The following is a 12,587-nucleotide window of genomic DNA, read 5'->3' as shown; positions in this document are numbered from 1 at the left end:
CTTTTCCACCAATTGTAATTGGGTGTCGTTTAGCTTGGCCAAGGTCTGTTGCAGGGTTTGGTTAGCCTGTTCTAGCTCTTGAGTTCGCTCTGCCACTCGATGCTCTAACTGCTCTTGGTCGTGAGTAACCCGCGTGGCCATACTCTTAAGTAGACCACCTACTTGGTTAAATTCTTCGTAGGCCAAATAAGGAACCTTACTATCGTAACGGCCTTGCGAATAGTTCTCCACCACTCGGCTTAAGCCTTCTATCGGGTCAATAATCCGCCGAGTTAAAACCAGGGCAATTACCACCACAAACACGATGATCAGTACCACCATAATCACCACATTAAACTGGCGCTCTACCAGCAAGCCCCATAATGAACGACTTGGTGCACTTAAAGACACCAGCAAGGGGCCCGACATAGAGTTCACATTTAAGTCCACATCAATGGTTAAGCGTCGCTGTGCTTCTTTGCCGTTAACCCCTTTAAACAGCTGTTGCTCTGAGTGAAATAAAGCCAAAGCACCTTGTTGAGAAAGGCCCGGCGAAAAGGCGTTCCATAATGACTGCATCGGCACAAATACCAGCAATGCTCCCACTTGTTGACTGTTTTCTAGCGCATTCAGGTTTTTCTTCAACAAAGGCTGCATAAACAACAAGCCATAGTCGCTAATCCCCTCCCCTAACGGCTCAGTTAACTGGCTAAAATTAGCATCTTGATAAACTTCAATTAGCGCATCTTCAAAGCCGGCCTCCACCCGCTGATTTAAACGCGCGATAGCGTCTTGATGGGGGCTCACATCGAGGATTTCTGCCATTAAAGGGGCACCTTCAATCACTTGCCCTTGAGTATCCACAATATAAATGGCCGAGGCCCAACTGTTCTGCTGCAGTACTTCAGTCATTAACTGATTAGCGTGAAAGCCAAACATGGCCGAGGTGGGAGTAAAAATAATATCGTTTACCTGAGCCAAACTTTGCAGATCTAACAAAATTTGTCTGAACTGATAACGTATATCTTGGGCAATATTATTGGCGTGTAACCGCAAGGTTTGATTGACTGCTTGCTGATCTTGCTCAGAAATTTGCTTAAGTAGAAAGCCACCGATCAGGATGCTTGGTAACAATGCGCCGAGTAAAATACTCAGCGCTAATACGGTTCTAAGCTTATTCGCTTTTAAGCTCATTATTGTTGGCTCTGCTTATAGTCTCGCTCAGCGTATGTTTGCATGTATCGACTGGCCCTAGCTGCATCCACCAGGCCCTTATTAAATAGCTCAAAGCCCTTGCGCATTCCCAACCAAGCACTCGATTGCGCACCTTCTGCAGACATTGGCACCGCGTCAGCTAACTGAGCCAACATCGCCGCTTCATTAGCACTAGCATGGGAATGGATCTGCTTTAACAAAGGATCATTTACTGGTAAAAAGCGGGCTTCTTGATAAAGCCGTTGTTGCACCGCTTCACTTTGTAAATACTCAATTAACTGATTTAAAGCCTTTGCCTTATTACTACTGAGACTGTTATTCGGAAAGACTAATACTAGGCTAGACGACAAGGGTTTAAAAGTTCGGAGGCCTATTTTTGGGATCACAGCTATGCCCAAGTCATCACCTAAGCGTCGTTCAAAGTCGGCAATGCTCCACTCGCCATTAATTGAGTAAGCCACCTTACCTTCAATAAAATCTCGGTAACCGCAATCGTAAGTACAAGCGGCGCTCACTAAACCTCGGTTGCTAAGGCTCTTATAAAAGTTCAAGGCATCCTGCATCGCCGGTTCATTTAAGGTGACTTCTTGACCCCGAGTCATACGCCCACCAAAGGTATTATAAAACCCAGCAAACCAATACATCTCGGTGTAGTTCCAACCTATGGTAGCGATACCTTGTTGGTCAAACCCGGCTTTTTGCGCTAACAAGTCTTGCCAAGTCTTAGCCGGAGAAGGTACATAACGCCGATTGTAAAACAACATTAAATGGTTTCCCTGCAATATAGGAATACCATAGAGCTTCTGTTTATTCAGCGCCGTATGCAGTAATTCTTTTGGAGTATTAGGGTCAACTAAATCTATCGGTACTTCAGAAAACTTTGCCTGCTCGGCAATACCAATAATGTCAGAAGGAGCAAACACCACATCGGCTGCAGTGCCACGCATAACCGATTTAACTAAGGCTGGTTTTAGCGTTTCTGAAGTGATTTGGTGAAAAGAAACTTGATGATGATACTGCTGAGAAAACTGCTCCATTATCGCTTCAAAAACGGCTCTACCCTGTTCTCGATAATAAATAAAACTCAATTGTTCGGCATAGCTGGTTCCCCACACTACGCCAAGCAGCAGTAACAAAATTCGCATCCACTCGCCCTTTCACTAATCGCACTCTTTTAGTGTAGTTCAAAAGCACTAATCTGAGGCCTAAGTGGATGCCCAAATCGAGAACTCACAAACAGTTAAGCCATTGAATATCGCAGAATATCGTCTATGCAGCGTGGTAGAGAGACACCATTGCTGCGCTGCGTTTTAAGGCCTCACTCACCCACTTAGGTAAGTCATCAATATCCAAGTTATCTAAGAGGTTTTTTAACTCTAAGCCAAGTTCGGTGTCACCTTCGATTTGCAAACGTCGCTGAAAGAACAGCGTATCGGGATCTTCTTGGCGGCCCATCATTAAAACAAAATCATTTAACTTGCCACTAAAGCTAACATCCACCTGCGGCGCACTGGCGTGCACCGACAACTTTTCATCGTTATAGCTGATATACCAACTCGCAGCTAAGTCGGTCACCGAAAGTTTCAACCAACGCTGAGTAAGAAAATCCAAATCGCCATCTTCGATGGCTTCAGCAAAACTAAGCGCTAGCGCTTTCTCTAAGGCTATGCCCTGTATAGCAAAAGGACAGAATCTAGCTGGGATGCTTAACAAGCGTGGCATTTCTTTTACCAAAGACTGTTTTAAACGAGTCAGCACGAAGAACCTCTTAAAATAGATAAACAAAGCTGATAAGTGGCTAAGTTTACTCAAGTTTGGCTAATACAAAGCTGCGCTGAGTCAATATCCCCCTTAACTAAGCCCAGTAAAATGGCGAAAACACAGAACAATGAGGGACACATGGAGTTACTCTGTCCAGCAGGGTCTTTACCTGCCGTTAAAGCCGCTGTTGACCATGGCGCAGACGCCATTTACATTGGCTTTAAAGATGCCACCAATGCCCGCCATTTTGCAGGTTTAAACTTCGATGGAAAAAAACTCGATAAGGCGGTTGATTATTTAAAGCAACATCAACGACAGCTACACATTGCTATCAATACCTTTGCTCACCCAGAGCAACACCAGCTTTGGTACCAAGCCATAGATAGAGCCGTAGACATTGGTGCCGATGTGGTGATATTGGCCGATATAGCCTTATTGGAATACGCCAAGCAACACCATCCTCAACTTACAGTGCATTTGTCGGTGCAAGCCTCTGCCACCAATGCCTCGGCTATAGCCTTTTATCAACGCAACTTTAATGTAAAGCGCGTAGTATTGCCGCGAGTGCTATCGATGCATCAAGTAAAACAGTTGGCGCGCAGTTGCCCCGATATAGAGCTGGAAGTATTTGCCTTTGGTAGCCTTTGTGTGATGGCCGAAGGGCGCTGTTATCTTTCATCCTACCTGACCGGTGAATCACCTAATACTGTAGGCGCTTGTTCTCCGGCTTCATTTGTACGTTGGCAAGAAACCAAACAAGGGCTAGAGTCGCGCCTCAACGATATTTTAATCGACCGCTATGGGCCAGCAGAAACGGCTGGTTACCCCACCCTGTGCAAGGGGCGCTTCGAAGTAGACCAACGGGTTTACCATGCCCTAGAAGAGCCCACCAGCCTTAATACGCTGGAGTTATTACCCGAGTTATTTGCCGCTAATATCGCTGCGGTGAAAATTGAAGGACGGCAACGTAGCCCCGCCTATGTTGCCCAAGTCACTCAAGTGTGGCGCGAAGCGATCGACAGCTACCAACGTGACCCAAGCCACTACACCGCGAAAAGCGAGTGGATGAGTCGCTTAGCAAAACTATCGGAAGGCAGCCAAACTACCTTGGGTGCTTATCACAAGGCATGGCAATAGGTAAATTATGAAGTATTCTCTTGGACCGATTTTATACTACTGGCCTACACAACAAATCGAAGAGTTTTATCACTTAGCTAAAGCCAGTAGTGCCGACATTATTTATATTGGCGAAACCGTTTGTAGTAAACGCCGCAACATGAAGGCCAACGACTGGATAGAGCTTGGCAAGCAGTTGTCACAAGCGGGCAAAGAAGTGGTAATTTCTACCATGGCCTTACTAGAAGCCCCCTCAGAAATCCGTAATCTAAAAAAGCTCATCGATAACGGCGACTTTCTTATTGAAGCTAACGATGTGAGTGCCATTGAAGAGGCTCACCAAGCCAAACTGCCTTTTGTTTGTGGCCCAGCGGTCAATGTGTACAACGCTTATGCGCTTAAGGTCTTATTAGACCAAGGCATGCAGCGCTGGGTTATGCCGGTAGAGTTATCGCGCGACTGGCTGAAAAAACTCAGCGGCGAATGCCATGAAATGAATATTAGAGAGCGTTTTGAAATAGAAGTCTTTGCTTATGGCCATTTACCTTTGGCTTATTCGGCGCGCTGTTTTACCGCTCAGTCGGAAGGCAAAAGCAAAGATAATTGCGAAACCTGCTGCATCAACTATCCCAACGGGCGTGAAGTAAAAAGCCAAGAAGGTCAGCCCTTGTTCACTTTAAATGGCATTCAAACCATGTCAGGTGACTGTTATGACCTGATTAATGACCAACAAAGCATGCGGGGTTTGGTAGATATCGTACGCATTAGCCCTTTAGGTGAAGAAAGCATTGAACACTTAGAGGCGTTTAGAAAGAGAGCCAGCAGTGAAGAGCACTATCCCACTCCCGATACGGTGAATGGCTACTGGCACCAAATTGCTGGCATTCGCCAGCAAGATTAAAGCACTAAACTATGAGGACCGCTTATTGGTCCTCGTAGCGTTTTAACTCAAGTAGCGCTAAACGGTGCTCGACAAAATCATACACATTATTAGCTAAAGAAAGCTTAAAGTAACTTCTGGCCCGCTGATGTTCGCCGTTTTGCTGGGCCAATTTAGCCAAGTAGAAATAGGCTTCACATAGCTGCTCGGCCAAAGTTTGGTTATCACTTGGCTTATCCATGGTGCTATTAATTAAGTCTTGAGGACTCAACTCTCCGACATACAAACGCGCAATGTTCCAAGCCCAGTCTTCATTCTTATAGCTAGCGATGGCCGCTTGTAATTGACTTTGTGCTTCCGCTGAATTTGCCTCAGTCTGAATCAAATAACGCCAAATTACTCGGTAAGGATCGTTAGGCGCTTCTGCCGCATACTTATCAACATCAATTACCGCCAGCTCGGGCTTATTGGCATAACTCAGGGCAATGCCACGATAAAAATAAGCAAAGCTGTAATCGGGTGCTAACTCTAGAGCCGAATCAAAGGCCTCAAAAGCACTGTCAAATTCTTCCGCTAATACGAAGTAAATACCCAAGAAATTATAAGCTTCAACAAAATCGGGTTTCATCTGAATTGCCCGATTAAAATCAAACCGAGCTAAGGCACGTAAACCGACTCGATCAAACACAATGCCTCGCTCGTAATAAAGCTGAGCCATTTGTTGCTGATTATATTCCCCTGAATTGAGCATTTGCCCAAGTCGAGCCAAAGCGACTTCTGATTGGTAATTAACTTGCAGAGGCTGGGCTAATACCACCGTTTGCGGGGCTTGATTTGAAGTGCTAGCACAAGCGCTAAGGTAAGCAACCGTTACCAACATGCATCCCGTGCGCAAGGCTTTTTTTAACATATCACTTCCACTTTAAAATTAGCTAAAGGCTGGAAAGTTCAACACATCCAGCCTGTTATCTGTTTACCCTAGCAAGAGAGCTCAACAAGGGAAACCCAAACTTTCTATTATTTACACATTTATTATTGTGTATCTAAGACCTCAAAAGACTTCACCAAATCATCCAAGGCTTTAATTTGGGCAAGGAAAGGTTCAAGTTTGGCTAAGGCCAAAGCGCTAGGGCCGTCACAACGCGCATTATCTGGGTCTGGATGGGCTTCTAGGAACAAGCCCGCCAAGCTGGTTGCCATACCCGCTTTGGCTAGTTCTGCCACTTGCTCGCGGCGCCCACCTGAAGCTGCACCTAAAGGATCGCGACATTGCAGTGAGTGAGTCACATCAAAAATCACCGGCGCGCCATTACTGACTTTTTTCATGGTGCCAAAACCTAGGGTATCCACCACTAAATTATCGTAACCAAAGTTACTGCCACGCTCACACAAAATCACTTGAGTATTACCACACTCGGCAAACTTATCAACAATGTTGCCCATTTGCGAAGGGCTTAAAAACTGCGGTTTTTTAACGTTAATTACCGCGCCAGTTTTGGCCATGGCTTCCACTAAATCGGTTTGACGAGCCAAGAAAGCTGGCAACTGGATCACATCAGCGACTTCAGCCACCGGAGCAGCTTGGGCCACTTCGTGCACATCGGTAATCACCGGAATAGAAAACTGCTGTTTTATTTCTTCCAATAAACGTAAGCCTTGTTCCATGCCTGGACCACGGTAAGAATGGATAGAAGAACGGTTGGCTTTGTCGAAAGACGCCTTAAATACATAAGGAATGCCCAGCTTATTGGTGACTTCAACAAAATGTTCCGCAATACGCATCGCCAAATCACGCGACTCTAATACGTTCATTCCGGCAAACAAGGTGAATGGCGCGTCGTTCGCGACCTTAATCGAGCCGATATTTACGGTTTTTTGCTGCATGCTATTCCTCTCAATGTAATATGGCAGGCTGCGAATCCATGGAATGGATTTGCACCTTCAGTATCTTCGATAAGGGATCATCGGGACACTGCTCAATAAAATATTCAAAATCGTTGATTGCCACGTTAGTGCAATCTAACTGTTGATAGATAAACCCTCGGTCACGCATCTCATGCGGATCGCCCGGCTTTAAGCGTAGTAAGACTTGAGAAACACTCAAAGCCATCTCAAAATTATCTTCTCGCAGGCACATGCGTTTTAACTCACCTAACCAACGCTCGGTCACTTTAGCCGAGGCCAGCGGCGTTAAATCACGCTCATTCAGGCGCGCCAAGTCGCCTTTAAAACCACGGTGTATTACTTCAAGTTCGGCTTCGGTTTTCGACTCTCCGGAAAAAGCATCAAAATAAACTCTTTGCTCAGCCAATTGAAAGGCCAACATAGTTTGCGCCGGAAAACGAAGAATCTGGCATTCAATATCAAGCTTACGAGCAAAATAATGTAATAACAGAGCTAAGCTGGTGGCATTGCCACTACGACGAGTTAATACCTCGCCAATCAATAAGTTTTGACTGTGATAATAGGCTTGCCAATCGCCACTAAAACTTAAATCCTTATAAAATAAGCTTTGTAACTGTTCGAAGCGCCCAGCAGGCGTTTCCTCTACAGGATTCAGTTTAAGCCAATCCAACCATAGCCGATGCAAGTCTTTACGCACCGCCAAGGTTGATTGACCAGAGATTTCTTCTTCAAAACTTAAAATACGAAAAATCACTCTAGTCCTATCCTTTCGTCTTGTATTAATCACGCTCACCGTTGCTGACATAACGACCACCACTGACTCGGTCCAAGCCAGCGTAATCTTGCTCGGTAAATACTTCGCTATAACCGGCTGCGAGCAAACAGGCTTGCACCGCCTGCTTTTGATCATAACCATGTTCAAACATTAACCAGCCACCGGGTTTTAAGTAGTCTGGGGCTTGTTGAATAATCTCTTGTATGTCCGCTAAACCATGTTGCTCTGCGGTTAAAGCAGAGCTTGGTTCAAAACGCACATCGCCTTGTGCTAAATGCGGATCTTCGGCATCGATATAAGGCGGATTGCTCAATATAAAATCAAAGCACTCACCCTTGAAGGGGCTCAACCAAGAGCCTTGCTTAAAACAAACTTGCTTCAAACCGAGCTTTTGCGCGTTATGTTGCGCTAAAGCCAAGGCGTCTTCACGTAGGTCACTAGCGCTAATTTGCGCCAGGGGAAGCTCACTGGCTAAAGCCAAGGCGATGGCTCCGCTACCGGTTCCTAAATCCACTATTTTAGTATCGGCATGGTTATTGGCTTTCTTTAGACAAAGCTCCACCAATACTTCGGTATCTGGGCGCGGGATCAAGGTAGCGGGAGATACACTTAGACTTAATGACCAAAACTCGCGCTCACCTACAATGTAGGCTACGGGCTCACCTTGCTCGCGTTGGTTTAACCAGGTTTGGTATTGTTGCCATTGCTGCGGGCTTAGCAGGCGCTCAGGCCAAGTTAGCAAGTAGGCGGTGTCGCAAGCCAACACGTATTGCAACATCACCCTCGCATCCAGCTTGGGTGATTCGCCACCGGCTAAGCGCTCGCTCGCCCATTGCAATGCTTCACCAATACTAGGCAATTTAGCCTTCACTCTCGGCTAGCGCGGCCAATTGGTCGGCCTGATATTCTTGTAAGATAGGATCGAGCAGTGCTAACAAATCACCTTCTAAAATATCGTTTAAACGATATAAGGTTAAGTTGATACGGTGGTCACTCACTCGCCCTTGTGGGTAGTTGTAAGTACGGATCCGCTCACTGCGATCACCACTGGCGACTAATTCGCGACGCATCGAGGTTTCTTCAGCGCGGCGTTTTTCATCTTCTGCAGCTTGCAAGCGTGCCGACAATACCGACATCGCTTTGGCGCGGTTTTTATGCTGCGAACGCTCTTCCTGACATTCCACTACCACACCGGTTGGAATGTGGGTAATTCGGATCGCCGAATCAGTTTTGTTCACGTGCTGACCACCAGCACCAGAGGCACGGAAGGTATCTACACGTAAATCGTTAGGGTTAATCTCAATTTGCTCGGCTTCAGGAATTTCTGGCATTACCGCCACGGTGCAGGCCGAGGTATGAATACGCCCTTGTGACTCCGTTTCAGGTACTCGTTGTACACGGTGACCGCCTGACTCAAACTTCATTAAGCGGTACACATCTTCGCCATCAATTTTAGCAATCAGCTCTTTGTAGCCACCTTGCTCACTTTCGTTACATGACATAATGGTCATGCGCCAACCTTGGCTTTCAGAGAACTTACTGTACATACGGAACAAGTTGCCGGCGAAAATTGCCGCTTCATCACCGCCAGCGCCAGCGCGAATTTCTAAGAAGACGCTGCGCGAGTCGTTAGGATCGCGAGGCAACAATAATAACTGCAATTCTTCAGACAGTTTTTCCATGCTGGACTTAGCTTCTTCTACTTCTAGCTCGGCCATTTCACGCATTTCTGGGTCGTCGTCTTGCAACATTTCATTGGCCGACTCGAGGTTCTCTTGCGCCTGCTGATAAGCGGTAAAACAACTCACAACTTCTTCAAGCTGAGAATATTCTTTGGTTAGGCCGCGAAATTTATCTTGATCAGAAATAATTTCTGGTTCACCGAGTAACACTTGCACTTCTTGATAACGCTCTTGCAAGGTTTCAAGTTTGGATAAAATAGACGCTTTCATGCTTTCTCTCTTTAACTGCAATACTCCGTCGGCTTTACTTAGCAACGAAACATTGACCTCAAAATAAGGTTATTTTCTTAGGCCAATGGCCTCTCGTATTACCGCCAGCTCTTCCAGTCGGCCGTCTCGACCAGCCTTATTAATCGCCTCGGTTGGAGCATGGATCAGTTTGTTGGTTAATTGGAACGCGGTTTCGCGAATAACCGTTGCGGGATCTTTTCCGTTGGCTAAGGCTTCAAGCGCTTTTTCTACTGCTGCATCGCGCACTCGTTCACTATGGCTGCGGTAATCACGAATGGTGGTCACCGACTCCAAAGAACGCAGCCAAGCCATAAACTCTTCACTATGTTGGTTAACAATAAATTCGGCTTGTTCTGCCGCTTCACGGCGAGAAGCCATATTTTGCTCAACAATGCCTTGTAAATCATCAACACTGTACAAATAGGCGTCGCGTAATTCCCCAACTTGTTCTTCAATATCTCGCGGCACCGCAATATCCACCAAAAACATCGGTTGGAAACGACGCTTTTTCAAGGCGCTTTCCACCATCCCCTTACCAATAATAGGCAAAGGACTAGCCGTTGAACTAATCACAATATCGGATTGCGCCAAATGCTCGGGAATTTCATTTAAAGTAATCGCTTCAGCGCCAAAGCGGCTAGCCAAGGTTTTAGCGCGCGACACCGTGCGGTTAGCCACAGTCATCTTTTTCACGCCTTGATCAGCTAAATGCTTGGCCACCAAATCAATGGTTTCGCCCGCGCCTACCAGTAATACCGAAGATTGGCGTAAGTCATCAAAGATTTGTTTAGCCAAACTCACTGCGGCAAAAGCCACCGACACAGCGTTAACGCCAATATCGGTATCGGTTCGAACTTGTTTCGCCACCGAAAAGGCCCGCTGGAAGAAACGTTCCAATACACTGCCCACCGAGCCCGCTTCACGCGATTCGGTATAAGCTTGCTTAATTTGCCCAAGAATTTGCGGCTCACCTAGAATCAGCGAATCCAAACCACTGGCCACTCGCATTAAATGCGCCACTGCCTGTTGTTGTTGATACTGATATAGGCTCGGTCTTAACTCTTGCTCAGACAGCTTTTTATAGTCGACCAGCCATTGCACCACCTTCTCACCATCGGTATCACCCAAATTACAATACAGCTCGGTACGGTTACAGGTAGACACGATCACCATTTCCACACCAAGCTTATTGCTGGCGTCGGTTAAGGCTTGGTTGACCTGCTCAGGACTAAACGCGACTTTTTCACGCAACCCAAGGGGAGCCGATTTATGATTAATACCTAGGACTTGCAGACTCATCTTAGTGGGGCTTTGTTGCGCCTTTTCCTACCAGTGGAGTAAAAACGCAAATTGTACGGGAATATCCAACTAAATAAAAGAAACAGCACGGCTATGCAGCGCCTAATTAGCTAAAATTCAGCCAGCTAAACAACACATCTTTTCTTTTTAGCAATTTACACCCACTACCCTGAACTTTTATACTGCTGCAAAAAAGCGGAGACCTTGTGCGCCAACTCCTTTGTTTGTTAACTTTAATTGCAGGCCTTAGTGCTTGTAGTACCCAGCCCCCCATCACCACCGCAGATAGCGAATGGGAGCAGCATCTGAGCCAGTTACAGCAACTGGAGCATTGGCAGCTCAATGGAAAAATCGCCTTTATTAACCAACAGTCTCGTCAGGCTGCCAACTTATTTTGGCGCCAAGATGGTGAAAACAGCCTACTACGCATCAACGGCCCGCTGGGTTTGCAAGGCATAGAAGTGCATTATCAACCCGGCCAAGTATGGGTTAAAACCAAAGACGAAGAATATCGCGGTAACGATGCGCAACAGCTTATCTATAGGCTTACTGGCTGGCAGGTTCCGGTAGAACAGCTACCCGCTTGGCTACTGGGCATGCCGAGCCAAAATGATTATCAGCTAAATGCCCAGCACCGCTTAGCCAGCTTTACCAGCGCCGAGCAATGGCAAATAAACTATCTGAACTACGCACAATATGGCAACTACACACTGCCGCGACAGCTAGAACTCAACTCCGCCGATAACCGTTTAAAACTTAATATTCACCAATGGCAAATCGATGACTCAACCAACCCTTAGTGGCCCTTGGCTTGCTCCTGCTAAACTCAATCTATTTCTTTATATTACAGGGCGGCGCCCCGATGGCTACCATGACTTGCAAACCCTTTTTCAATTTATCGACTGCTGCGACCAACTTTATTTTGCGCTAAACCAAGCAGGCGAGATTAGCTTAAACAGTGACTTAGACTTCCCTGCCGAAGACAACCTAGTAGTAAAAGCCGCCTGTTTATTGCAACAACATTGCCATGTAAAACAAGGGGTAAGCATCACTCTAGAGAAGCGATTGCCGATGGGTGGGGGCATTGGTGGGGGCTCGTCTAATGCCGCTACTACCTTGCTGGTATTAAATCAGCTTTGGCAGTGTCAACTTAATCTCGAACAATTAGCCGCACTGGGTTTGCAACTTGGCGCAGACCTGCCTATTTTTATCCATGGTCATAGTGCTTTTGCAGAGGGTGTGGGTGAGCAGTTGCAGAATGTTAACCCCGAAGAAAAGTGGTATGTAGTACTTCACCCTAACGTGCATGTTTCAACCCCCAGCGTATTTAAGCACCCAGAACTACCGCGTAATACGCCAAAACGTAATTGGAATGAACTAAAAAACAGTGACTGGCACAACGATTGCCAAGAAATTGTGGCGAAAGTTTATCCGGAGGTTGCACAAGCTCTTGGCTGGTTGTTAGAATACGCGCCGTCGAGAATGACTGGAACCGGAAGTTGTGTTTTTGCCGCTTTCGACACGGAGCGTGAAGCCCTTGCCGTGCTAAATAAACGCCCCAAAAATCTTACAGGTTTTGTGTGTAAATCCTGTAATCAGTCGCCGCTTCATCAGCAACTGAATCAAATCAAAAACATACAATAACACCGCTGGCGTTTAAGCAAACAATGCTTAAACGCTTAAC

The 12,587-nt window shown here is 46.3% G+C and carries 13 protein-coding genes; 4 read left to right on the top strand and 9 right to left on the bottom strand.

All coding sequences use genetic code 11. The features are described from left to right. From ACQY6Q_RS14340 to ubiT, 3 genes are all read right to left on the bottom strand, one after another. Window positions 1–1,173 (bottom strand): hypothetical protein (locus tag ACQY6Q_RS14340; RefSeq protein ID WP_427982372.1); only part of this gene is annotated, 1,173 nt, incomplete at its 3' end. Beyond that, on the bottom strand, window positions 1,173–2,339 hold the full coding sequence (locus ACQY6Q_RS14335) for a sugar ABC transporter substrate-binding protein (RefSeq protein ID WP_427982371.1): 1,167 nt from the start codon (window positions 2,337–2,339) through the stop codon (window positions 1,173–1,175). The genes ACQY6Q_RS14335 and ACQY6Q_RS14340, both read right to left, overlap by 1 nt. Before the next feature lie 124 nt (window positions 2,340–2,463). Beyond that, on the bottom strand, window positions 2,464–2,952 hold the full coding sequence (ubiT, locus tag ACQY6Q_RS14330) for a ubiquinone anaerobic biosynthesis accessory factor UbiT (protein WP_427982370.1): 489 nt from the start codon (window positions 2,950–2,952) through the stop codon (window positions 2,464–2,466). Between the two features lie 141 nt (window positions 2,953–3,093). Between ubiT and ubiU the strand changes: the two genes are divergently transcribed. Continuing rightward, window positions 3,094–4,092, top strand: a complete 999-nt coding sequence (ubiU, locus tag ACQY6Q_RS14325) for a ubiquinone anaerobic biosynthesis protein UbiU (RefSeq protein ID WP_427982369.1) — start codon at window positions 3,094–3,096, stop codon at window positions 4,090–4,092. 7 nt (window positions 4,093–4,099) lie between these two features. Beyond that, complete coding sequence (locus tag ACQY6Q_RS14320) at window positions 4,100–4,972, top strand: U32 family peptidase (RefSeq protein ID WP_427982368.1); 873 nt, start codon at window positions 4,100–4,102, stop codon at window positions 4,970–4,972. A gap of 22 nt (window positions 4,973–4,994) precedes the next feature. On the opposite strand, the gene nlpI is transcribed toward ACQY6Q_RS14320, so the two are convergent. From nlpI to hemA, 6 genes are all read right to left on the bottom strand, one after another. Then, entirely contained in the window at window positions 4,995–5,861 is an 867-nt protein-coding gene (gene nlpI, locus ACQY6Q_RS14315; RefSeq protein WP_427982367.1) for a lipoprotein NlpI, read from the bottom strand. A gap of 122 nt (window positions 5,862–5,983) precedes the next feature. Further along, window positions 5,984–6,835, bottom strand: a complete 852-nt coding sequence (gene kdsA, locus ACQY6Q_RS14310; RefSeq protein ID WP_055732272.1) for a 3-deoxy-8-phosphooctulonate synthase — start codon at window positions 6,833–6,835, stop codon at window positions 5,984–5,986. Window positions 6,836–6,845: 10 nt separating this feature from the next. Beyond that, entirely contained in the window at window positions 6,846–7,610 is a 765-nt protein-coding gene (locus tag ACQY6Q_RS14305) for a SirB1 family protein (RefSeq protein ID WP_427982366.1), read from the bottom strand. A 25-nt stretch (window positions 7,611–7,635) separates the two neighbouring features. Beyond that, window positions 7,636–8,490: a peptide chain release factor N(5)-glutamine methyltransferase gene (prmC, locus tag ACQY6Q_RS14300; protein ID WP_427982365.1), complete on the bottom strand. Its 855-nt coding sequence runs from the start codon at window positions 8,488–8,490 to the stop codon at window positions 7,636–7,638. Window position 8,491: 1 nt separating this feature from the next. Continuing rightward, window positions 8,492–9,583 (bottom strand): peptide chain release factor 1, encoded by a 1,092-nt coding sequence (gene prfA, locus ACQY6Q_RS14295; RefSeq protein WP_427982364.1) that lies wholly within the window; start codon window positions 9,581–9,583, stop codon window positions 8,492–8,494. 69 nt (window positions 9,584–9,652) lie between these two features. Beyond that, a complete protein-coding gene (gene hemA, locus ACQY6Q_RS14290) occupies window positions 9,653–10,903 on the bottom strand; it encodes a glutamyl-tRNA reductase (protein WP_427982363.1) in 1,251 nt (416 codons plus the stop codon). A 206-nt stretch (window positions 10,904–11,109) separates the two neighbouring features. On the opposite strand from hemA, the gene lolB reads away from it, so the two are divergent. Both lolB and ispE read left to right on the top strand, forming a co-directional pair. Continuing rightward, a complete protein-coding gene (lolB, locus tag ACQY6Q_RS14285; RefSeq protein WP_427982362.1) occupies window positions 11,110–11,703 on the top strand; it encodes a lipoprotein insertase outer membrane protein LolB in 594 nt (197 codons plus the stop codon). After that, the gene (gene ispE / locus ACQY6Q_RS14280) at window positions 11,684–12,547 is read left to right on the top strand and encodes a 4-(cytidine 5'-diphospho)-2-C-methyl-D-erythritol kinase (RefSeq protein ID WP_427982361.1); all 864 of its coding nucleotides are present in this window, start codon (window positions 11,684–11,686) and stop codon (window positions 12,545–12,547) included. The genes lolB and ispE overlap by 20 nt, the downstream gene beginning before the upstream one ends. The last annotated feature ends 40 nt before the right edge of the window (window positions 12,548–12,587 follow it).

Origin of the sequence: Agarivorans sp., assembly GCF_050295395.1 — a bacterium.
In the GTDB taxonomy this organism is placed as follows: Bacteria; Pseudomonadota; Gammaproteobacteria; order Enterobacterales; family Celerinatantimonadaceae; genus Agarivorans.
The sequence above is the reverse complement of the archived record's forward strand: the minus strand, read 5'-3'. Positions and strand labels throughout refer to the sequence as shown.